The sequence below is a fragment of the Streptomyces sp. NPDC006463 genome (assembly GCF_042870715.1).
Lineage (GTDB): Bacteria > Actinomycetota > Actinomycetes > Streptomycetales > Streptomycetaceae > Streptomyces.
Map to the genome: position 1 here is coordinate 440749 of NZ_JBIAHP010000001.1, position 21966 is coordinate 462714.

The 21966-nt window shown below is 72.9% G+C and carries 22 protein-coding genes; 14 read left to right on the forward strand and 8 right to left on the reverse strand.

The window, feature by feature from the left end; all coding sequences use genetic code 11:
- From ACFYOB_RS02190 to ACFYOB_RS02205, 4 genes are all read left to right on the forward strand, one after another.
- On the forward strand, positions 1 to 2115 hold a 2115-nt coding region (locus ACFYOB_RS02190), incomplete at its 5' end, for a serine hydrolase (protein WP_388553242.1).
- A 209-nt stretch (positions 2116 to 2324) separates the two neighbouring features.
- A complete protein-coding gene (locus ACFYOB_RS02195; protein WP_388553246.1) occupies positions 2325 to 3098 on the forward strand; it encodes a class I SAM-dependent methyltransferase in 774 nt (257 codons plus the stop codon).
- 115 nt (positions 3099 to 3213) lie between these two features.
- Positions 3214 to 3837, forward strand: coding sequence for a histidine phosphatase family protein (locus ACFYOB_RS02200; protein ID WP_388553248.1), 624 nt, complete (start codon positions 3214 to 3216; stop codon positions 3835 to 3837).
- A gap of 274 nt (positions 3838 to 4111) precedes the next feature.
- Entirely contained in the window at positions 4112 to 6130 is a 2019-nt protein-coding gene (locus ACFYOB_RS02205) for an AMP-binding protein (protein ID WP_388554008.1), read from the forward strand.
- A 50-nt stretch (positions 6131 to 6180) separates the two neighbouring features.
- On the opposite strand, the gene ACFYOB_RS02210 is transcribed toward ACFYOB_RS02205, so the two are convergent.
- From ACFYOB_RS02210 to ACFYOB_RS02220, 3 genes are all read right to left on the reverse strand, one after another.
- Positions 6181 to 6558 (reverse strand): hypothetical protein, encoded by a 378-nt coding sequence (locus tag ACFYOB_RS02210; protein ID WP_388553250.1) that lies wholly within the window; start codon positions 6556 to 6558, stop codon positions 6181 to 6183.
- Between the two features lie 130 nt (positions 6559 to 6688).
- Entirely contained in the window at positions 6689 to 7504 is an 816-nt protein-coding gene (locus tag ACFYOB_RS02215; protein WP_388553252.1) for a hypothetical protein, read from the reverse strand.
- A complete protein-coding gene (locus ACFYOB_RS02220) occupies positions 7504 to 8781 on the reverse strand; it encodes a VWA domain-containing protein (protein ID WP_388553254.1) in 1278 nt (425 codons plus the stop codon). The genes ACFYOB_RS02215 and ACFYOB_RS02220 overlap by 1 nt, the downstream gene beginning before the upstream one ends.
- 152 nt (positions 8782 to 8933) lie before the next feature.
- Between ACFYOB_RS02220 and ACFYOB_RS02225 the strand changes: the two genes are divergently transcribed.
- Complete coding sequence (locus tag ACFYOB_RS02225) at positions 8934 to 9302, forward strand: DUF6204 family protein (protein ID WP_388553257.1); 369 nt, start codon at positions 8934 to 8936, stop codon at positions 9300 to 9302.
- A gap of 4 nt (positions 9303 to 9306) precedes the next feature.
- Here the strand turns inward: ACFYOB_RS02225 and ACFYOB_RS02230 are convergent, their stop codons facing one another.
- Positions 9307 to 10986 carry an FAD-dependent monooxygenase gene (locus tag ACFYOB_RS02230; protein WP_388553259.1) on the reverse strand — a complete coding sequence of 560 codons (1680 nt, stop codon included), beginning with the start codon at positions 10984 to 10986 and terminating at the stop codon, positions 9307 to 9309.
- Between the two features lie 75 nt (positions 10987 to 11061).
- Entirely contained in the window at positions 11062 to 11472 is a 411-nt protein-coding gene (locus ACFYOB_RS02235; protein ID WP_388553262.1) for an organic hydroperoxide resistance protein, read from the reverse strand.
- Between the two features lie 126 nt (positions 11473 to 11598).
- Here ACFYOB_RS02235 and ACFYOB_RS02240 point away from each other — a divergent pair, with 126 nt between their 5' ends.
- Entirely contained in the window at positions 11599 to 12075 is a 477-nt protein-coding gene (locus ACFYOB_RS02240) for a MarR family winged helix-turn-helix transcriptional regulator (protein WP_388553265.1), read from the forward strand.
- 55 nt (positions 12076 to 12130) lie between these two features.
- Positions 12131 to 13162 (forward strand): PHP domain-containing protein, encoded by a 1032-nt coding sequence (locus ACFYOB_RS02245; RefSeq protein ID WP_388553268.1) that lies wholly within the window; start codon positions 12131 to 12133, stop codon positions 13160 to 13162.
- On the opposite strand, the gene ACFYOB_RS02250 is transcribed toward ACFYOB_RS02245, so the two are convergent.
- A complete protein-coding gene (locus ACFYOB_RS02250; protein ID WP_388553271.1) occupies positions 13149 to 14033 on the reverse strand; it encodes a UbiA family prenyltransferase in 885 nt (294 codons plus the stop codon). The genes ACFYOB_RS02245 and ACFYOB_RS02250 overlap by 14 nt on opposite strands.
- Before the next feature lie 76 nt (positions 14034 to 14109).
- Here ACFYOB_RS02250 and ACFYOB_RS02255 point away from each other — a divergent pair, with 76 nt between their 5' ends.
- From ACFYOB_RS02255 to ACFYOB_RS02270, 4 genes are all read left to right on the forward strand, one after another.
- A complete protein-coding gene (locus ACFYOB_RS02255; protein WP_388553274.1) occupies positions 14110 to 15171 on the forward strand; it encodes a type III polyketide synthase in 1062 nt (353 codons plus the stop codon).
- 48 nt (positions 15172 to 15219) lie between these two features.
- Positions 15220 to 15774 carry an isoprenylcysteine carboxyl methyltransferase family protein gene (locus tag ACFYOB_RS02260; protein WP_388554010.1) on the forward strand — a complete coding sequence of 185 codons (555 nt, stop codon included), beginning with the start codon at positions 15220 to 15222 and terminating at the stop codon, positions 15772 to 15774.
- Positions 15771 to 16796, forward strand: a complete 1026-nt coding sequence (locus ACFYOB_RS02265; RefSeq protein WP_388553276.1) for an NAD(P)/FAD-dependent oxidoreductase — start codon at positions 15771 to 15773, stop codon at positions 16794 to 16796. Before ACFYOB_RS02260 ends, ACFYOB_RS02265 begins: the two co-directional genes overlap by 4 nt.
- Positions 16797 to 17015: 219 nt before the next feature.
- Positions 17016 to 18647, forward strand: a complete 1632-nt coding sequence (locus tag ACFYOB_RS02270; protein WP_388553278.1) for a carboxylesterase/lipase family protein — start codon at positions 17016 to 17018, stop codon at positions 18645 to 18647.
- Here the strand turns inward: ACFYOB_RS02270 and ACFYOB_RS02275 are convergent.
- On the reverse strand, positions 18631 to 19359 hold the full coding sequence (locus tag ACFYOB_RS02275) for a hypothetical protein (protein ID WP_388553280.1): 729 nt from the start codon (positions 19357 to 19359) through the stop codon (positions 18631 to 18633). The two genes, ACFYOB_RS02270 and ACFYOB_RS02275, sit on opposite strands and share 17 nt — an antisense overlap.
- 77 nt (positions 19360 to 19436) lie before the next feature.
- Between ACFYOB_RS02275 and ACFYOB_RS02280 the strand changes: the two genes are divergently transcribed.
- Entirely contained in the window at positions 19437 to 19979 is a 543-nt protein-coding gene (locus ACFYOB_RS02280; protein WP_388553282.1) for an HAD domain-containing protein, read from the forward strand.
- Here the strand turns inward: ACFYOB_RS02280 and ACFYOB_RS02285 are convergent.
- Positions 19943 to 20551 (reverse strand): SgcJ/EcaC family oxidoreductase, encoded by a 609-nt coding sequence (locus ACFYOB_RS02285; RefSeq protein ID WP_388553284.1) that lies wholly within the window; start codon positions 20549 to 20551, stop codon positions 19943 to 19945. The genes ACFYOB_RS02280 and ACFYOB_RS02285 overlap by 37 nt on opposite strands.
- Positions 20552 to 20679: 128 nt before the next feature.
- Here ACFYOB_RS02285 and ACFYOB_RS02290 point away from each other — a divergent pair, with 128 nt between their 5' ends.
- The gene (locus ACFYOB_RS02290) at positions 20680 to 21150 is read left to right on the forward strand and encodes a MarR family winged helix-turn-helix transcriptional regulator (RefSeq protein WP_388553286.1); all 471 of its coding nucleotides are present in this window, start codon (positions 20680 to 20682) and stop codon (positions 21148 to 21150) included.
- A 168-nt stretch (positions 21151 to 21318) separates the two neighbouring features.
- Positions 21319 to 21906, forward strand: coding sequence for a histidine phosphatase family protein (locus ACFYOB_RS02295; RefSeq protein ID WP_388553289.1), 588 nt, complete (start codon positions 21319 to 21321; stop codon positions 21904 to 21906).
- The last annotated feature ends 60 nt before the right edge of the window (positions 21907 to 21966 follow it).

Sequence of the window (21966 nt, forward strand, 5' to 3'; positions counted from 1 at the left end):
GCGAAGGCCGAGGCGGACCCCGAGGCGAAGGCCGAGGCGGACCCCGAGGCGAAGGCCGAGGCGGACCCCGAGGCGAAGGCCGAGGCGGACCCCGAGGCGAAGGCCGAGGCGGACCCCGAGGCCGAGCCCGAGCCCCAACCCAAGGCGGACGCCGAGCCCGAGGCTGGGCCGGAGACGGACGCTGAGCCCGAGGCCGAACCCAAGGCAGAGACGGAGACGGAGGTCGTGTCCGAGGCCAAGCCCGAGGCGAAGGCCGAGCCTGAGGAAGACACCGAACCCGAGGTAGAGGCAGAGGCAGAGCCCGAGGCGGACCCCGAGCCCCAACCCAAGGCGGACGCCGAGCCCGAGGCCAAGCCCGAGCCCCAACCCGAGGCGGACCTCGAGTCCGTCGAGGTCGCACCCGCCGGTCCGGACGAGGCCGAGGACACCGCACCGGCGGCCGACAGCGCGGTCCCCGAGGACGCCGTCGTGCCCGACGAGGCGGACGTACCCGACGACGCTGACGACACGGCCGACGAGGCCCCAAAGACCGCCGGGGCTCCCGACGAGGTCGACGACGAGGCCGAGACCGACGCTCCGGAGGTCGAGACCGAGACCGAGACCGAAGCCGGGCCCGAGGAGAAGGACGACGCCGAGGCTGCGGGCCCGCCCGCGCGGGTGCCCTCCTGGGCGCGGGGGGCCGAGGGCGACTCCGAGAAGACCAGTCAGTTCGTCGCGCTCAAGCCGCTGGATACCCCGGCGCCCACCCCGTCCCCGACCAAGAGCGAGCCCTACCCGTGGCCCGAGGCCAAGGCGCCGACCGTCGCGGCCCCGCTGGCCCCGCTGGACCTGCTGGCCGAGCTCACCAACACCGCTCCCCCGCCGGAGACCCCCCGCCGGACCGTGGTCCGGCGCGTCAAGGTGTGGACCCCGATCCTGCTGCTCCTCGCAGGCGCGTTCACCGGCGCCCAGTTGCTGCGCCCACTGCCCGCCCCGGCGATCGTCGCGGCCGAGCCGGACCGCGCCCTCGACGGGCAGTTCTCCATCCCCTGGCCCGCCAAGGGGCAAGGGGCCGTCCGCGTCCCCGGGTCCGGTGACATCGGGACCTTCGGCGAGCAGAAGCCCGTCCCGACCGCCAGCGTCGCCAAGGTGATGACGGCCTACGTCATCCTCAAGAACCACCCGCTGCGCAAGACCGACCCCGGCCCCTCCATCGAGGTCGACGCGAAGGCCGTGGGGGACGGCACCTCCGAGCACGAGTCCCGCATCGAAGGACTCACCGCCGGTTCGAAGTTCAGCCAGCAGGACATGCTCAAGATGCTCATGATCCCCTCGGCCAACAACGTCGCCCGCCTGCTGGCGCGCTGGGACTCCGGCAGCGACTCGGAGACGGCGTTCGTCGAGAAGATGAACGCCGCCGCCAGGGAACTCGGCATGCGGAGCACCACGTACACCGACCCCAGCGGCCTGGACGCGGGGACCGTCAGCACCGCCGCCGATCAGCTCAAACTGGCCGAGGCCGTCATGAAGGACGAGGCGTTCCGAGCGATCGTCGCCCTGCCCAACGCCACCATCAAGGGGCTGTCAAAGCCCCTCCTCAACAACAACACCCTCCTCACGGCCCAGGGCCTGAGCATCAGGGGTATCAAGACCGGATCCAGCACCCCCGCCGGCGGAACCCTGATGTGGGCGGCGTACAAGTCGGTCGGCGACGAAACCCCGCTGATCCTGGGCACGCTGATGGACCAGCACGTGGACGGTCCGGACCCGGACGGCTCGAACAGCCTGGTCCTGGTGCAGGCGAACAGCAAGAAGATCATCGAAGCGGTACGGGAGGCACTCGCGTCGGCCCCGGTCGTCCGCAAGGGCCAGCAGGTGGGGTACGTGGACGACGGGCTCGGCGGCCGCACCCCGCTGGTCGCCACGAAGGACCTCAACGTGATCGGCGTACCGGGCCAGCGACTGAAGCTCACCCTCGAATCCGGGGCGACGCCGGTCCCGCACACCGCGAAGGCCGGGGCGGAGATCGGCGTGCTGACGGCGGGCGAAGGAGACGGGGCGAAGAGCGTGCCGGTCGCGGTCCAGGGTGCCCTGGCCGAGCCCTCGTTCGGCACCCGACTCACCCGGCTCGGCTAGGCCGTTCCCATCGGACCATGTGGCGGCGGTCCAGTCGTATCAAATGACCGGACCGCGCCACTGCTCTGGTACGCGCTCAGGGCCGGTATCGGCGTCCCCGCGGACACTGCCTGGCCCTCGCCGCCATCTTCGCCTGGTCAGCCAGGTGATCCGAAGGAACGGCCTGGTAGCGCCTGTCCGGCGGATCATGTGCTTACTAGGCTGCGACGATGGAACACGTAACCGATGAGCCTGAGAACTTCGCCGGGTCTGCAGGTCGGGACCAGGTGAATGACTACGACAGTTTCGCCGAGGCGTACTCGGCGGAGAACGAGAACAACCTGGTGAACGCGTACTACGAGCGGCCTGCGATGTTGGCCCTCGCCGGAGATGTGGCCGGCCGTCGGATCCTGGACGCCGGCTGCGGCTCGGGCCCCCTGTCCGCTGCACTACGCGACCGCGGTGCCGTCGTCACCGGAATCGACATCAGCGCCGGGATGCTGGCATTGGCAAGGCGGCGGCTCGGTGACGACGTAGACCTGCACGTGGTCGACCTGAGCGACCGCCTGCCGTTCCCCGACGGTGCGTTCGACGACGTGGTCGCGTCGCTGGTGCTGCACTATCTGGAGGACTGGGGGCCGGCGCTGGCCGAGTTGCGGCGGGTACTCAGGCCCGGCGGCCGGCTGATCGCGTCGGTGGACCACCCTTTCGTGGCCTACACGATCCAGGAACCGCGGCCCGACTACTTCGCGACCACCAGCTATGGCTTCGATTGGACGTTCAACGGGCGGTCCGTCCCGATGAGGTTCTGGCGCAAGCCACTGCACGCGATGACCGATGCCTTCACCACCGCAGGTTTCCGCCTTTCCGTCATCAGCGAGCCGCAGCCCGACCCGGCCGCCCGTGACCTGTTCCCCGACGAGTTCCATGACCTTTCGAGCAAGACCACCTTCCTGTTCTTCGTCGTCGAGGTTCCGCCGTCGGCAAGCGGCTCGGACGACTAGCGGGGCCTGTGACCTGTTGAGCGGGCTCAAGACAGATCCCGGCCCGGGAACCGGCCTGCGCCGGTAGGCGTCACTCGAGGAGTCCGCAAGATCGACTCCATCGGAGGACCCGCGCATGACTGGCACGGCCGCCCGCTACCTGTACCTCACCCGGCACGGCGAGGCCTCGTCTGACGAGAGCGAACTGACGGAGGCAGGCCGCCGCCAGGCCGCCCTGCTCGGTGAGCGGCTCCGGGGGGTCCCGCTGACCGCAGTCCATCACGGGCCACTCGCCCGGGCCGAACGGACCGCACGGCTGGTCGGTGAACAGCTCGACGACGTCCCCCTGCAGCTCAATGCCACGGCCGGCGACTACATCCCGTACCTTCCGGTGCGCGAGGAACTGCCGTCGGAGGCGGCGGACGCCATGCTGGGCTTCTTGAACCAGTTCCCGGCCGAGGAACGTGAGCAAGGGCCCGCGCTCGCGGCGGCGGCGCTCGCGGAGTTCACCGGCCCCGTCGTCGGCGACGAGCCGCGCCACGAACTCGTCGTCACCCACAACTTCCTCGTCGGCTGGCTCGTCCGTGCCGCCCTCGACGCCCCGAACTGGCGCTGGATGGGCATCAACCACGCCAATGCGGCGCTGACTGTCATCCGCTACGCGCCCGGCCGGCCCCCCGCAGTTCTCCTCTTCAACGACACCGGCCACCTCCCCGCCGAGCTCCGCTGGACAGGTTTTCCGCAGGAGCTCCACATCTGAGGTCCCAGAGCCCTCTCCCGGGTCACCTTGCGACCCGTAGGGCGGCGAGGTGGATGGTGGCGGCAACGACACTCCCCAAACAACGGGAACAGCCGCACTGCCCGCCCTCAGCTCCCGCCCTTCCTCCTGGTCAGCGGCGTCCATTGGGCCTTCCGCCGATGGAGTTCAGTGTCCGTGGTCGTGAAAGCCCATTGTGTACAGGGGTGTTGACGGATTGGATGCCAAGGTCAGGGCGGGGGGGTGTGACCGGTGAAGAAGGAAGCGAGTGACGTACATGCTCAACGGCTGCACGCCCTGGCCCGAGGAGTTCGTCGACCGTTACTGGGCGGCCGGGCACTGGCGCGGCAATGCGTTGGACAACCTGTTGCGTGGCTGGGCCCTGCAGTACGGGCCACGGACCGCGCTCGTGCACGCCGGCACCCGCATCCCGTACGCGGCCCTCAACCGGCGCGTGAGCCGCATGGCCGCCGGATTCCGGCTGCGCGGCCTCCGGCCAGGGCAGCGGGTCGTCGTCCAGCTGCCCAACGTTCCCGAGTTCGTCGTCACCGTGTTCGCGCTGATGCGCGCCGGCGCGGTCCCCGTGTTCTGCCCGGTCTCGTACCGCGCGTCCGAGGTGTCCCACCTCGTGCGGGTCGCGCAGGCCGTCGGCTACGTCGGCCCCTCGACGTACCAGGGCTTCGACCACACGGTGATGGCCGCGGACATCGCGGCCCGAGAGCCTTTCCTGCGGCGGGTGTTCACCCTTGAGGCGCCGGGCGTCCCGTCCCCGTACGGCGGCCTCACGACCGACCCGTCAGGTTGCCAGTACAGCCCGCTGGGCTCGATCGACGCCCCGCCCGAGCCGGCGCTCGCGCAGAGCGCCGACCAGGTGGCCTTCTTCCTGCTCTCCGGCGGTACCGGCGCGGCGCCCAACCTCGTTCCGCGCACCCACAACGACTACGCCTACCAGGCGCGGGCCGCCGCCGAGCTGGTGTCGCTCACCGAGAACGACGTGTATCTCGCCGCGCAGCCCGCCGAGTCCAACTTCGCCTTCGGCTGCCCCGGCATCGTCGGCACCCTCTCCGTCGGAGGCACCGTCGTCCTGGTCGAGAACCCGGGACCCGCCGAATGCCTTCCGGCCATCGAACGGGAGCGGGTCACCATCACCTCGGTGGTGCCCGCCGTCGCCCGGCTCTGGCTCGACGCACTCCCCACGGTCCGGGCCGGGCCGAGCAGTCTGCGTCTCGTGCAGATCGGCGGCGCCCTCCTGCACCGGACGACCGCCGAACGGATGGGCCCCGCACTGGGCTGTCGCCTGCAGCAGGTCTTCGGCATGGCCGAGGGGCTGCTCACCCGGGTGGCCGCGACGCTCGGCGCGGCCACGGAAACCATGCTGGGCCTGAAACTGCTGCGCGACTGCGCCGTCAACGCCCTGCCCTTCCGCCCCTGGCACTCGATGGTGCGCGGACGGCTGGGTACGGGGACCCGCCCGGTGACGAGCCTGCTGGCCGTGGACGGCCCGGACATCGATCTGACGATGCTGATGGGTGACACGCCGTCCATCGAGGAGGGGATCGACAACCTGCTGCGCGCATCGCCCGACCGGATACGGACCGAGCTCGAGCACATCGATTTCCACCCTTCACAGCTGTCGTGGGCACGGACCCTGGCGGAGGGCGACCTCGAAGCCCGCCGCCACTTCGCCGCGGGGCTCGCCGCCTGCAACGAGGCGATCATCGCTCCCTACTGGAGCCGGGCGAGGACCCATATGGAGGGGGTACGCAATACCTTCGCGCGGACGCTGCTCGACGGCGGGGTCGAACGGCTGCTGGAGGGGATGTGCGTTCCGCTGGTGCGGTGGCGGGCGCCCGTTCTGGAGATGCGCTACCACCGGAACGTCGAGGTCCGCCTCGGGGGACGGGGGCTCGTCATCGCTCCGACGGTCTTCCTGTGGCGGGACGCGGCGCTGCTGTGGGACCCGTTGGACGGCGACTCGGCGCCCACGCTCGCCATCCCCACCATCGGTGACGCCGAGGCCGGCGCGGCGCTGTGGGGTGCCGGGGAAGCCGCGGACCAGTCGCTGGGCGCACTGCTTGGGCGCACGCGGGCCGCCGCGCTGAGGGTGGCCACGGAGGGGTGCAGCACCACGGAGCTCGCGCGGCGCCTGAACGTCTCGGTGGCGGCGGCGAGCCAGCACGCGACGGTGTTGCGCAACGCCAATCTGATCACCACGAGCCGGCGTGGCAAGTCGGTCGTGCACACCATCACTCCGCTCGGCGCGGAACTCCTGGGAGGCGAAGCGGCCGGCGCATAGGGCCCGGGCACCGCCTCCCTCGTCCCTCGGCCGTCCTCCGTCGGCCGTCGCTACTGGCGCTCCTCCATCCGGATCGCCTTCTCCAGGTCCTCGTGGGCCTGGCCCGGCTCGCCCTGCTGCAGCTCAAGGAGGGCGGCCGCGATGGCGTCCAGCTTGCGCTGGATGGCGTGCTCGGCCCGGCGCTCGGAGTTCTTGAGCAGGGCCAGCAGGAGGAGGGCGACGGCTCCCATCGCGTCGCCCGCGAGGTGCTGCCATTCCATCGGCATGCGGGCCACGTGCACGGCGACGAAACCCGCGACGAGGGCCACGCACAGCATCGAGAAGAGAGCGGAACTCGTGAAGTTGGAGGCGAGCTCGGCCAGCCTCTCGAAGCGGCCGATCCCGCCGTCGTCCTTCTTCCCCTTCTCCGCGGGATGCTGGAAGCTCATGCTCGGCGTCTGCCCCGGCGAGGCCGGGGCATACCCGTCAAGCACATCAATCCACGCGGACGGCCGCAGCCCCGGGAGGAGTCCCCCGGGACCGCGGCCGCCTGCCGCGGCCGTCCGCCGCAGCCTGCTGTCAGGCGCGGGGCGGCACCCGGGACGGGCGGCCGGCGCCGCGCGTCAGGGAGTAGCCGAAGATGCCCGCCAGGGCGCCCAGGACCCCTCCTGCCGCCGTCCAGAGCCAGCGGTCCGACCACCAGCCGCCGGACCAGCCGTCCTCGGGCTCCCGCAGCGACCCGGTCACGGTGGCCGGAACCAGCGGCGTGGCGAGGGCGCCGTCCACGGCGTGGGCGCCGCCCGTCTCCTGTACGGAGGCCTCGACTGCCGCGCGTACCGGCAGGCCGAGGTCCTCCTCCGGCAGGTCGACGACGGTCAGGCGCACGTAGTAGCTGCCCGGCAGCGGGTCGTTGGCCCACTGCTCGGCCGAAGCGCGGACCGTACGCAGGGTGCAGGACAGCTCGACCGAGGCCGCGTCCTTGGCGGCGGCCCTGGTCTGCGTGCCGTAGGTGCACGCCTGCCTGCGGCGCAGCCCGTCGTACACGTCGAGCTGCCAGGTCGCGGCGCCGTGCCGGCTCGCGGATTCGGGCAGCGTGACCGTTGCCTTCACGGTCGCGCGCTGTTGCGCGTCGACGGGGAGGACCCAGTAGAGGTAGTCGCCGGTGGACGCGCCGGCCGTGGCCCGCTGGCCCGGACGCATCGCCGTGGCGGTACGGAAGCTCGTACCGGCCTCGGTCGGGGCGGCGGCCTCGCCCTGTCCTGACTTCGAGCCGGTAGCGGGGCTGGGACTGGCCGTCGCGGTGTCCGCCGCGGCCGTTCCCGCGGCCGTCCCCGCCACCGTGAGGGCGGCGGCCGCGGTCAGCAGGGCGGCGGTCAGTGTGCGTACGGTACGCATCAGTTGGTCCTCCAGACGGAGATGCGCCAGCGTGAGATCCATCCCCACACCACACCGGCCACCAGCCCGATGAGCACCAGGACGGCCAGCAGCCACCAGCCGCGGCCGAGGCCGAAGGAGGCGGCGTCGGACGCCTGGTCGGGTCCGTCGACCACGTCGATGGTCAGCTCGACGGGCATGCCCGGGGTGGTCTTGACGGAGGCGGGGGCGGCGAAGGAGTTGCTGACCTGGATGCAGACGGTCTCCGTCGCCTCCGCGGCCTCCTCGTCCACGCCGTCGATCTCCGCCTTCGGGTAGCGCAGGCCGGTGGAGAGGACGTCGGTACGCCCGTCACCCGCCTCCGAGCCCCGGACGATCTCGCGGCCGTGCACGGTGGTGGCGCGCAGCAGGACGCCGTAGTCGTTGTTGACGGCGCGGTCGGCGGCGATGCTCACCGAGGCGCGCAGCTCCTGGCCGGGACGGACGTCGACGCGGTACCAGCGGTGTTCGCCGAAGGTCTCGCGGTCGCTGTAGAGGCCGGGCTTCAGCTGGGGGGCGCCTGCGCACTGCTTCGCACCCTCGGTGGCCACGGGGTTGACGACCGGGTCGGCGGCCCGGTCTACCAACTGTTTGACCCTGCCGGAGAGTTCGGCGGTGTGCTGCACCGAGGTGTACGTACCGCCCGTGGCCTCGGCGATGCAGGTGAGCTGGGCCCGGGTCTTGGCGTCCGGGACCAGGCCGAGGGTGTCGATGACCAGGTGGATGCCCTTGGCGGCGATGTCGCGCGCCACTTCGCACGGGTCGAGCGGGGCGCAGGTGTCCTCGCCGTCGGTGATGAGCACGATCCGCTTGGTGGCGTCGCCGCCGTCCAGGTCCTGGGCCGCGGCGAGCAGGGCGGGGCCGATCGGCGTCCAGCCGGTGGGGGCGAGCGTCGCGACGGCGGTCTTCGCCTCCGTCCGGTCGAGCGGTCCGACCGGGTACAGCTGCTTGGTGTCCTTGCAGCCGAGCGCCTTGTCCTCACCCGGGTAAGTGGCGCCCAGGGTCCGTATGCCGAGCCGGACTTCGCCGGGGACCGCGTCGATGACCTCGTTGAAGGCCTGCTTCGCGGCGACCATCCGGGACTGGCCGTCGATGTCGGTGGCCCGCATGGAGCCGCTGACGTCGAGGACGAGGTCGACCTTCGGGGGTTCCTTCGCCGTCGGTCCGTCGGCGGCGGTGGCGCTCGCCGGGAAGAGCCCGACGGCCAGGGCGGCGAGCAGGCCGCACGCCCCGGCCGCCAGCCGTTTTGTTGTGATCATCGCCGGATCGTATTGAGGATCGTCCGTCAATCCAAAATGTGCTGCCGGTCCCGGCCTTCGGCCGATCCCCGGGCGCCGGGGTGGGCGCGTCGGCCTTCGCCGCGCGGAATATCCCGGTGCGGGGGACGAAAGGTGCGTTCTAGGGTGCGGGGATGAGCTCCCGCACTTTCCGCATCACCGTCCGTGGCTCCTTCGACGGCCTCACGGCCGACCAGCGGGCCGAGCTGACGGCCGCCGCTCCCGAACACGACGTGCTGCACTCGGCCTTCACCGCCGAGGGGCACCTCTCGTACGACGACGTCGCCGTCCGCCCCTCCTTCACCTTCCGCTTCCTGGACTCGGGCGAGGCGGAGCAGGACATCCTCGACGCGACGGCCCGGGCCGAACTCGCGGCGGAGACCTGGCTGACCGAGCGCGGGTACGGGTTCAAGCGGCTCAGGTCCACGGCCCAGGACCTCTCGCTGGCCCCGCTGGGCAAGCGCGGGCGCCGGGAGGCCGCCCGCAGGGACGGCCGGTCTTGACCGGTCAGTGGGTCTGCCCCTGATCCGTGGCGGCGAAGGTGCCCGCGAGGTGTGTGCGCAGTGCCTGTGCGGTGGGTGGGGAGAGGCGGGCGCCGAGGTAGCCGTCCGGGCGGATCAGGAAGGCCGTCGGCCGGTCGGCCGCGTAGAGGCGGGCGAACTCGCCGCCGGTGTCGCGGTAGGCGGGTGGGCCGGCCCGGCCGGCGGCGGCGGCCGGGGCGTCGGGTTCGAGCACCACGCAGGTCTCCACCCGGCCCCCGGACGACTCCCGTGCCGTCCGAGCGAGTTCGTCGGTCCACCGGCCGTCCTCGGTCCCGCCCGCGGACCCGTTCCCGCCCCCGTACAGCACGAGCAGGTGTCCGCGGTCGCGCAGGACGTCGTACAGGCGCAGCGGGTAGGCCGCGATCGGTGCGGTGAGGCCGGCGCAGTCCGGGGCCCGGTCGCCCGGCCGGGGTCCGGGGCCCTCGCCGGGCGGGTCTACGAGCGGGCTGCCACGGTAGCCGACGAGCAGTTGGGCCTCGCGCATCAACAGCGTCGCCTTGTCCTCCGGGTCGGCCTGCACTCCCTCGGCGGCGTGCCGCACGGTGCGGCTGACGACCTCCTCGCCCACGGGCCGGCGTTCGGCGTCGTAGCTCGCGAGCAGGTCGGGACGGGCGCCGCCGTCGATGGCCAGGGCAAGCTTCCAGGCCAGGTTCCAGGCGTCCTGGATACCGGTGTTCATGCCCTGGGCGCCGGTCGGCGGGTGGATGTGCGCCGCGTCCCCGGCGACGAAGACCCGGCCGTCGCCGTAGCGGTCCACGATCCGGTGGCTGATGCGGAACGCCGAGGTCCAGCGCAGGTTGGAGGCCGTGGTGGGGCGCGGCGAGAGCCGGTCCAGGACGGTCTGGATGTCGGCGAGTCCGGGGGCCCGGCCCCTCTCCAGGCCATGGGCGACACCGTCGGAGTCGGCCTCTTCCTGCCGCGCGGCCGAGAACTCGGGCGGCACCGTCATCGACACCCGGTACCTGCCGGGGCCGGGCAGCGGGATGCACACCAGCGCGTCGTCGATCGTGCCGTCCTCACCCCGGTGCATGGAGCGCACGCCGTACTCGTGCGGCAGGTCCCAGTCGAGTTCGACGTCGCCGAGCATGAACTCCTCGGGGAAGGCTCCGCCCTCGTAGCTGAGCCCCAGCCCCTTGCGGACGATGCTGTGCGCACCGTCGCAGCCGATCAGGAAGCGGGTCCGTACTTCATCCTCCGCGCCGGAAGGGGTGCGCAGTCGGCTGGTCACCCCGTCGGCGTCCTGGGTGAACGAGACCAGCTCGGTGCCGCGCTCGACCGCGGTGGCGAACCGGGCCAGGAACTCGTCGAGGATGCGCTCGGTCTCGTACTGCGGCAGCGCGGCGAACCCGTACGGAACCTCGGGCGGCAGGGCGAGCTCGATGCGCGCCTGCTCGGCGCCGTTGACGTACGCGAGCTGGCCGCGCATCGGGACGGCCGCGTCCAGTACGGTGCGGACCAGTCCCATGCGGTCCCAGAGCTCCAGGGTGCGCGGCTGGATGCCCACGGCCTTCGCGAACGGGAGGCGGGCGGGCAGCCGGTCGACGATCCGACAGGAGACTCCGCGTCTGCGGAGCTCCAGCGCCGCGGTCAGCCCGACCGGGCCGGCGCCGGCGACGAGCACATCGGTTGCGTACGTGTGCGCCATCGACGCCTCCTGGCGAGCGGCCCCGTACGAGTCGGTGTACGTCCATCGTGGCCGCCCGCCCGGCGTCCGGCATCTTTACTCGATCACGAGGTCCACGTCGATGTTGCCGCGCGTGGCACGGGAGTACGGGCAGACCTCGTGCGCCTGCTTGACCAGCAGGGTGCCCGTCTCGCCCGCCAGGGACTCGGGGAGCTCGACGCGCAGGACCACGCCCAGGCCGAAGCCGGCGCCGTCCTTGCCGATGGAGACCTCCGCCGTGACCGACACCTCGCTGGTGTCGACCTTGGCCTGGCGGCCGACCAGGCCGAGCGCGCTGGCGAAGCAGGCCGCGTAGCCGGCCGCGAACAGCTGCTCGGGGTTGGTGCCCTGCCCGTTGCCGCCGAGCGCCGGGGGCATGGCGAGGGCGAGGTCGAGCTGGCCGTCGGAGCTGACGGTGCGGCCCTCGCGGCCGTTGGCGGTGGCGACAGCGGTGTACAGCGCGTCCATCGGAGTTCCTCTCGCAGAAGTGAATCGTTGCGGGGCCGGCGGTCGACCTCGCTCCACCATTAGAGCACGCAATTGAGTTGTGCACAATTCAATGCCTCGCAAGTCCACCCGGGTACACTGGCCCTCATGACCGAGAAGCCGACCGCAACCCACGCCGACCAGGACTTCCTGCGCCTGGACGGCCAGATCTGCTTCGCGCTGAACGCGGCGAGCCGCGCCTTCGGCGGCCTCTACCGGGTGGTCCTCAAGGACCTGGGCCTGACCTACCCTCAGTACCTGGTCATGCTGGTGCTGTGGGAGCACGGCGAGCTGCCGGTCAAGGAGATCGGGCAGCACCTCCGGCTCGATTCCGGGACGCTGTCGCCGCTGCTCAAGCGGCTGGAGGCGGCCGGTCTGGTCCGCCGCGAGCGCAGCGCCGAGGACGAGCGCTCCGTGCACGCCCACCTCACCGAGGAGGGCGCCGCGCTGCGCGCCCGCGCGGCGGAGGTACCGCGGCGGATCGCGACCGCGACCGGCTTCGAGCTGGCCGAGATCCTCGATCTCCAGGCCCGTCTGAACCGCCTCACCGCCGCCCTCGACGCCGCGGTCCCGCAGGAGGCGTGACGCCCGTCCGGCGCGATCCCCGCCGCGTTGCCACACTGGGTCCAGGAGGTACGCGATGGACCCGGTGGCCGCGCTGGACCGGATCGCCTTCCTGCTGGAGCGCGCCCAGGCGCCCACCTACCGGGTGCGGGCCTTCCGGACGGCCGCGGCGGCCCTCCGGCGGATGGGCGAGGACGAGACCGCCGCACGCGTGACGGCCGGTTCCCTGGAAGCCGTGAAGGGCATCGGCCCCAAGACGGCCCAGGTGGTGCGCGAGGCCCTCGACGGGTCGGTGCCGGTGTACCTGCAGACACTGGAGGACGAGGCCGCCGCGCTTCCCGAGGGCCCGCCGACCACCGCGGCCGCCACCGCCCTGCGGGCGGCGCTGCGCGGGGACTGCCACGTGCACTCGGACTGGTCCGACGGGGGCAGCCCGATCGAGGAGATGGGCCGGGCGGCGGCCTCGCTGGGGCACGAGTACGCCGTGCTCACCGACCACTCGCCGCGGCTCACCGTCGCCCGCGGCCTCTCCCCGGAGCGGCTGCGGGAACAGCTGCGGGTGGTGGCGGAGCTCAACGAGACCTGGGCGCCGTTCAGGCTCCTGACGGGCATCGAGTGCGACATCCTCGACGACGGTTCGCTGGACCAGGAACCGGAGCTGCTGGAGCAGCTCGACCTGGTCGTCGGCTCCGTCCATTCGAAGCTGCGGATGGAGGCCCCCGCGATGACCCGGCGGCTGCTGGCTGCCGTGCGCAATCCCCTGCTGGACGTACTGGGCCACTGCACGGGACGGCTGGTGACCGGACGGACCCGGCCCGAGTCGCGGTTCGACGCCGAGGCCGTCTTCGCGGCCTGCGCCGACTCCGGTACCGCGGTGGAGATCAACAGCCGGCCCGAGCGGCTGGACCCGCCCCGACGGCTGCTGCGCCTCGCCGTCGACGCCGGGACCCTGTTCGCGATCGACACGGACGCGCACGCGCCGGGCCAGTTGGACTGGCAGATCCTCGGCTGCGAACGGGCCGTCGAGTGCGCGGTCCCGGCCGGGCGCGTCGTCAACACCTGGCCCGCGGAGCGGCTCCTCGCGTGGACCCGTACTAGGACCGTCTGAGCTGGACCACCAGCAGCAGGACGTCGGCTCCGGCGACGGCCATCACCGCGCGGAACGGGAGCCGGCCCGCCGGGCGCCGACCCGCCAGGAGCACCGTCGCCGTCGTGGCGGCCAGCAGGCCCCAGCCGTACGCCGTCACCCGGCCCGGCGGCCCCACGACCAGCACGGCGGCCGAGGCGAGCACGAGGAGCCCGGCGAGCACGGCCGAGGTCCGCGCCCCGAGCCGCTGGGGCAGCCCCAGGACCCCGGTGGCCAGGTCGTCGGCGATGTCGGGCAGGACGTTGGCGAAGTGCGCGCCCGCGCCCAGCAGGGCCGCGGCGGCCGTGAGCCACGGCGGCGGCCACGGCCCTCCGGGCAGGCCGAGTGTGACGAACGCGGGAAGCAGGCCGAAGGCCAGGGCGTACGGGAGCCATGAGACCGCCGTCCCCTTCAGCTTGAGGTTGTACACCCAGGCGGCCGCCACACACACGAGGTGGACCGCGCCCGCGAGCAGCCCGCCGGCCAGCGAGAGCGGGACGCACACCAGCAGCGCCAGGGCCGCCGCACGGGTCACGGCCGCGGGCCGCACCGTACCGGCCACCAGGGGTTTGTCCCGCCGCCCCGCGGCCAGGTCCCGCCGCAGGTCGGCCCGGTCGTTGCACCAGCCGACCGAGAGCTGCCCGGCGGCCACCGCGCCCACCGCGGCCGCCGCGCCCGGGAGGCTCCGCCCCGCGGCGGCCGCGAGCGCCGCGGTGAAGACGGTCACGGCCGCCGCCGGCAGGGGATGACAGGCCGCCAGCAGTCCCACGGCCGCGGTGCGCCACCGTACGGCGACGGCGTGGGCGACGGCGGGCCTGGGCTGCCGTCCGGTTTCTGCGGTTCGCGCGGGCACACCGCCACGCTATGCCGCGCCGCGCCCGGTTCGCCTGATTCATAACGATGTGTCAGTTGTTTCCTATGGTGAATCAATGACACGTGTCCTGGCAGTGAGCAGCGTGTTCCCGCCGCATCGCCATCCGCAGGCCGAGATCACGGCAGCGCTGGCCCGTTTCCTGCCGTCCGGCTCCGATGCGGCGCTGCTGCGCCGGGTCCACGCCTCGGTGCGCGTGGAGACCCGCCATCTCGCGCTCCCGCTGGAGCGGTACGGGCCGTCGAACGACTTCGGCACGACGAACGCCCTCTTCCTGGAAGCGGCCCTGGAGCTGGCCGGCCGGGCCGTCGAAGGCGCCCTCGCCGACGCCGGTCTCACGGCGCCGGAGATCGACTTCGTCATGTCGACCACGGTGACCGGGCTCGCGACACCCTCGCTGGAGGCCCGCCTCGCCTCGCACACCGCGCTGCGGCCCGACGTGAAGCGGGTACCGCTGTTCGGCCTCGGCTGCGCGGCCGGCGCCGCCGGAGTCGGCCATGTCCACGACTACCTGACGGGCCGGCCCGGCCACGCGGCCCTGCTGCTGTCCACCGAGCTCTGTTCGCTCACCCTGCAGCCCACGGACACCTCCATGGCGAACCTGGTGGCCGGAGCCCTCTTCGGCGACGGGGCGGGCGCACTCGTCGCGGTGGGCCGCGGCCATCCCCTGCACGCCACCGGCGCCGGACCCGCGGTGGTGGCCGCGCGCAGCCGCCTCTACCCGGGCACCGAGCACCTGCTCGGCTGGGACATCGGCCACTGGGGCCTGCGCATGGTCCTCGGCCGTGAAATCCCGGACCTGGTCAGGCTGCACGTGGCCGAGGAGGTCGAGACCTTCCTCGCCGCGCACGACCTCAAACCCGCCGACGTCGACTCGTGGATCTGCCACCCGGGCGGCCCGAAGATCCTCGACACGCTCGCGGACGCGCTGGGCCTGCCCGAGTCGGCGTTCGCGGCGAGCCGCCGTTCACTGGCGGCCGCCGGGAACCTCTCCTCCGCCTCGGTCCTGCACATCCTGGGCGGCTTCCAGACCGCGGGGCCGCCGCCCCCCGGATCGGTCGGTCTGATGCTGGCCTTCGGGCCGGGCTTCGCCTCCGAACTCGTCCTGCTCCGCTGGTGACCGCTGATTGGTGACTCCATGCCCATGTCCTCGTCCATGGCCCCGTCCATGACCCTGTACCTGCTGCTCATCGGCCTGATCGCGGCCGAACGCCTCGTCGAGCTGGTCACGGCCCGTCGCCACACGGCGTGGAGCCTGGCCCGGGGCGGCCGCGAGTACGGCCGCGGCCATTACCCGGCCATGGTCGCCCTGCACACCGCGCTGCTGGTGGGCTGCGCGGTGGAACCCCTGGCCGCCGACCGCCCGTTCATCCCCGTACTCGGCTGGTCCGCCCTCGCCCTCGTCCTGGCGGCGCAGGTCCTGCGCTGGTGCTGCATCGCCACTCTGGGACCGCGCTGGAACACCCGGGTGGTGGTGGTCCCCGGACTGCCACTGGTGGCGGCCGGCCCGTACCGGCTGCTGCGCCACCCCAACTACGTGGCCGTCGTGGTGGAGGGCTTCGCGCTGCCGCTGGTGCACACCGCCTGGCTGACCGCACTCGGCTTCACCGCGCTCAACCTGCTGCTGCTGCGCGTGCGGATCGGCTGCGAGGAGGCCGCACTGACGGACGGCGGACGCCTGCGCGCCCCCGCCTCCGTTCCCACGTCGGGCTCCCGCTCGTGATCGACCTGCTGATCGCGGGCGGCGGCCCGGCGGGCCTGGCGACGGCCATCCACGGCGCACTGGCCGGAATGGAAGTCGTGGTCGTGGAGCCGCGGCCCACCCCGATCGACAAGGCCTGCGGAGAGGGGCTGATGCCGGGGGCGGTGCGCCGGCTGCTTGAGCTGGGTGTGCCCGCGACCGGGCAGCCCTTCCGGGGCATCCGGTACGTCGACGCGGTGACCGGGCGGCACGCCGAGGGGCTGTTCCGCTCCGGACCCGGCCTCGGCATCCGGCGCACCTCGCTCCAGGCCGCGCTGGCCGAACGCGCCGCCCAGCTGGGCGTGCGCGTGGTCCGCCGGCGCGTCGAGGGGATCGGCCAGGACGGCGACAGCGTCAACGCGGCGGGCTTCACGGCCCGTTACCTCGTCGCGGCGGACGGCCTGCACTCCCCCGTCCGGCGCCGCCTCGGTCTGTGCGCGCCACCGGTGGCCGCCCGGCCGGCGCGCTACGGGCTGCGCCGCCACTACACCGCCGAGCCGTGGAGCGACCTCGTCGAGGTCCACTGGTCGGCCCGGTGCGAGGCGTACGTCACCCCGCTCGCGCCCGACCGGATCGGGGTGGCCCTGCTGACCGCGGAGCAGGCCCCGTTCGACGTACAGCTCGCCCGTTTCCCGCTGCTGGCGGCGCGGTTGCCCGCGTCCCCCGGCGCGGCGGTGCGCGGGGCGGGGCCGCTGCGCCAAGCGGCCCGCGTACGGGTGGCGGGGCGCGTGCTGTTCGTCGGTGACGCGGCGGGGTACGTGGACGCGCTGACCGGCGAGGGCTTGACACTGGCCGTGACGGCGGCCGGCGAGCTGGTCCGCTGCGTACGGGCGGGGCGGCCGCAGGCGTACGAGCAGGCCTGGCGGGAGCTGTCGCGCAGCTACCGCACCCTCACCGAGTCCCTGCTCTGGGCGCGCCACCGGCCGCGGCTCGCCCGGCAGATCGTCCCACTGGCGGCCCGGCTCCCGCGCGTGTTCACGGGGGCGGTGAACCTCCTGGCGTGAGCGCGCGCGGTCACGCGTGGAAGCGGCACCCCGCGCCGGGCACGGGGTGCCGCTCGTCCTCCCCACCGGCCCAGGCTGACCCGCCCACTGCCCCGGGTGAGGGCCACAGACGGTCACGTAAAACGCACCTTTGTTATATTTACTGGTAATTCCGCTCATTGCGCCGTTCGGGGCGGGCAGACGGGGGCCCACCCGGCCCACGGAGAAGGGGCGTAGAGCGTGCTCGACGTGCGGAAGTTCTGGCGCCGGCGCGTGCTGCCGCTGGCGCTGACGGTGCCCCTCCTACTGATCCCGGTGGCCGCGGCGGAGGGTTCGGAGCGACCCGTGGTGGACACCGACCGGGGGCAGGTACGCGGCCGGTCCCACGGGGCGTACACCACCTTCGAGGGCATCCCGTACGCCGCCGCCCCGACCGGCCCGCTGCGCTGGCGGCTTCCGGAGCCGGCGCCCCGGTGGGAGGGGGTCCGCGACGCGGGCGCCCCCGGCTCCCGCTGCGTGCAGTTACCGGCAATCGGGCCCGGCGGCCCGAGCGGCTCGGAGGACTGCCTGTACCTGAACGTCACCGCGCCCGCCGCGCCCGCCGGGGCCGCCGCCCGGGGCGCGCGGCGGCCCGTCATGGTCTGGTTCCACGGCGGGGGCTTCGTCAACGGCGCGGGCGACCTGTACCCGGCCGAACGGCTCGCCGTCCGGGGTGACGTCGTGGTCGTGACGGTCAACTACCGGCTGGGTGTCTTCGGCATGTTCGGCCACCCGGAGCTCGGCGGGGCCCCCGGCTTCGCCCTGGCCGACCAGCGGGCGGCGCTGCGCTGGGTACGGGGGAACGCGGAGCGCTTCGGCGCGGATCCACGCAATGTCACCGTGTTCGGCGAATCGGCGGGCGCCCTCAGCGTCTGCGCGCACCTCACCTCACCGGCGTCGACGGGCCTGTTCCACAAGGCGATCGTGCAGAGCGGATCGTGCTCGACCACGATGCCGCCGTGGTCCCTGCTGCCCACGCTCGGTGCGTACGAACCCTTCGTGCCCGAACGGCGCACGGTCGCGGACGGCGTGCTGGCGGCGGCCCGGCTCGGCTGCGGCGGTTCGGCGGCGGCGCTGGACTGCCTGCGCCGGCTGGACACCGGCACGCTCGTGACGCCGGAACTGACGCAGACCTTCTCCAGGGTCTCGTACGGCGGCTCCCAACTGCCCGTGGAACCCCGTCGGGCCCTGGAGGCCGGGCGGTTCCACCGGGTGCCGGTGATGCAGGGAACGACGCGGGACGAGATGCGGGTCTTCGTGGCGCAGTCCCTGGCGGTGTACCCGGTCGGCGACGAAGCCACGTACCGGGCCCGGCTGGAGCGGTCGTTCGGGGCCGGGGCGGCCCGCGCGGTCGAGGCGAGCTATCCGGTATCGGCCTACCCGACGCCGGCGGTGGCGTGGGCCACCCTGCTGTCCGACGCGTCGTTCACCTGCCCGGCCCTGCGGGACAGCGGTGCGCTGGCCCGCCGCGTGCCGACGTACGGCTACCGGTTCAGCGACGGCGACGCGCCGAACTTCACGGGCCTGCCGGAGGTGCCGGGGCTGCCGTACGGGGCCTCGCACGGCTTCGAACTGCCCTACCTGTTCCCGGTGGTGCCGCTGGCGGGCCCGCAGCAGGAGCTGGCCGACCGGATGAGCGGCTACTGGACGCGCTTCGCCCGCACCGGCGTGCCGGCGGCCGCGGGAGCGCCGCACTGGCCACGCTACCGCTCACCGGCCTCGGTACTGTCCCTGGCTCCGGGTGCGGGCGGGATCCGTACGGTGGACGCCCGGGCCGGACACCACTGCGCGCTGTGGGACGCGCGGTGGCCCCCGGTCACCACTTCTCGGTGACGACGACCCCGTCGGCGGTGCGGACCACGAGGTCGCCGCTGTCGCCGTAGACCTCGCGCCGCCAGTCGGCGAACACCTTGGCGATCTGGCGGGCGTCGTCCCCGCGGCCCTTGCCCACGGATCCGGTGCTGAAGGTGATCCTCGCCTCGCCGACGGTGCGGACCTTGCGGACGCGGGTCTCCTTGATGACGACGTCCTCGTAGTCGGCGCGGTGGCCGGCCCAGTAGGCGGTGAAGTCCCGGGTCATGTCGAACCAGTCCGCCGGGCCGCACGGGCCGCCGCCGTTGGTCATCGCCGCGTCGCCCGAGGGCGCGGCGCTGCCGGTCTGCTGATCGGTCGGCGGCCCTGCATAGCCGCCGGTCTCCTGGTCCGTGGGCGGACCGGCGTAGGCGCCCGTCTCCTGATCGGTCGGCGGACCCGCGTAACCGCCGGTCTCCTGATCGGTCGGCGGACCCGCGTAAGCGCCCGTCTCCTGATCGGTCGGCGGACCGGCGTAGCCGCCCGTCTCCTGGTCCGTCGGCGGCCCTGCGTAACCGCCGGTCTGCTCCTCCGTCGGCACGTCGAGCGCGCACTTCTGCGGCGTGAGGCTGGGTACGGGCGCGGGTCCCGCGGCCTGGCCCGCCCCCTTGGTCCCACAGGCCGCCAGTACGGCACACAGCAGTCCCGCCGCCAGCACCCGGCCGGCCGTCTTCGTCGTCATCGTCATCGTCATCGTCCCCCTCGCACCTCAAGAGGCGAATCCACCGGCGGAGGTTCCCTTGGCGCCGGATCGCGGGCTAGCGTGCTGTCATGACCGGCTCCGAGGCCCGCCCTCTGCTCTTCCTGGACGTCGACGGGCCGCTCATCCCCTTCGGCGCGGGCCCGTATCCGCAGGCGGACGACGCCCATCCCCTGCTCGCGAGGATCGACCCCGCGCTCGGGCCGCAGTTGACGGCCCTGCCGTGCGAGCTGGTGTGGGCCACGACCTGGATGGCGGACGCGAACGACTGCGTCGCGCCCCGGCTCGGCCTGCCGAAGCTGCCCGTGGTGGCGTGGCCGGAGTCCGGCGATGACGACGTGCGGGCCGGGATCCACTGGAAGACCCCCGCGCTCCTCGACCACGCGGCGGGCCGCCCCTTCATCTGGGTCGACGACGAGATCACCGACGCGGACCGGGCCTGGGTGGCCTCCCACCACCCCGGCCGGGCCCTGCTCCACCGGGTGGACGCGGGCCGGGGTCTGACCGCCGCCGACCTCGCCGTGCTGCGTGGCTGGCTGGACACCGGGATACCGGACACGGAGGCGGACCGAGGTGGTCATTTCTCCGCCTTCGGGGCCGTGGCCGGGGAGTAGAGGAACGAGAACCGCTCCATGACGTTGTGCCGCTGGGTGTTGTGGAAGGCCGCGATGCGCCAGGTGCCGTCGGTGTCGCGGACCAGGGTGTACGTCTGGACCTTGGACAGCTCGGCGGGGCTGGGCTTGCTGCCGCTGTAGTCGTCGCCCCGGCCCGTCAGGACGGCGGCGTCCTTCCCGAGGAAGCGCAGGTCGAGGTAGGAGGCGGCCAGTTTGGTGCCCTTGACGAAGTCCTCGAAGAGCGCCCGGTGGCCCTCGGTGATGTCGGAGCGGCCCTCGTAGTGGCTGCCGACGTAGGTGGTGTACGTGGCGTTCTCGGTGAACTGGCGGCCGTACGCGTCCGCGTCACCCCGGCCCCAGGCGGCGGTGAGGGCGCCGAGAGTGGCGCAGACGGCCTCGCCGTCCGCGCGGTTCGCGCCCGCCGGGATGACGTCGGCGCAGGCTTCCGTTCCGGGGCGCCGCACCTCGGAGGTGGTGTCGAGGTAGAGATACGCCCCGGCGGCGCCGAGCGTGAGGACGGCGGCGGTGGCGAGCGTGGCCCGCTTGACGGTCTTGACGGTCCTGGTGTTCACGGGATGCCTCTCGATCGGCGCGTGCGGATGGATGACGGCCGCCGCCATATTGATTACACTGAGGCAGCAACTGCACAGATGCAGTATCTGCACACGTGCAGATAAATGGCAAGGGGAGTGGTGTCGCGATGGCGGAGCAGGACGACCGGCGTGCGGTCTTTCGGGACTACATCGATGCCGTGGGGCTGCACGGCATGGCGGGCGCGGAGGCGGCCGGGCTCCAGGCGTCCGAGTGGTACGCCCTCAGCCGCATCACCCTGGCGGGCGGGCTCACTTCGGGCGAGCTCGCGGCCGGGACGGGGCTCACGACGGGGGCCACGACGCGGCTGATCGACCGGCTGGAGCGCGCGGGTTACGTACGCCGTACCGCCGACCCGGCGGACCGGCGCAAGGTCGTGGTCGAGGCCGTACCCGGCACGCTGGCGGAAGTCGAGGCGGCCGTGGGCCCGGCCCGGAGACGGATCGCCGACGTGCTGGCCGGGTACACGCCGGAGCAACTGGACCTGCTCTTCGACTACTTCACGCGCGCGGCCCCCGCGTTCCGTGAGGCGACGGAGGAGATCCGGGCGGCGACCCAGGAGCGCAGGGGCGGCCGCTAGCGTCGTGACCGGGAACGTTCGCCGGGTTGCTCGTCGCGCGGACGAGGGCACCGCCCTCTACGCGATCCACCGCTTCAGCGAGATCCGGCTCGCATGCCTCGATCCTCGGCGGACGGGCGCCCGTCCCCGCCTGCCGTTCCACCACAAGATCAGATAGTCTGCGCGGCCATGGGTGAGCTGATAGTGATCAGGCACGGCCAGACCGAGTGGAGCCTGTCGGGCCGGCATGCCGGCCGGACCGACGTGCAGCTGACCGACGCGGGTGAGGCGGCGGCCAGGGCTCTTGCCCCCAGGCTGGCCAGCCGTCCTCTGGTTGCCGTCTTCAGCAGTCCGCTGAGCCGCGCCATGCGTACGGCAGAGCTGGCCGGCCTGACCAGTGCCAAGCCCGATCCCGACCTGTTGGAATGGGATTACGGCGGCTACGAGGGCCTGACCACCGAGCAGATCAGAGAGTTGAAGCCGGGCTGGGACCTGTGGCGGGACGGCGTCGTTCCAGGCGACGCCGAACATCCCGGCGAGCAGCTCCAGCAGGTGGCCGCGCGCACGGACGCGGTGCTGGACCGCATCCGTCCGCTGCTGAGCGGCGGCGATGTCGCCGTCGTTGCGCATGGCCATCTCGCCCGCGTTCTCACCGTGCGCTGGCTCGGCCTCGACGCGTCCACGAGTCGACTGCTCGGACACCCACATCCGGGCACTCTCAGCTTCCTGGCCACCGAGGACGGGCAGCCGTTCGTCTCCGCCTGGAACGTCCCGTAGCGCAGGCCCGCTGCCTCACGACTGACGCGAGAGACGCCGGAAGCAGATGAGCGCCCCGGC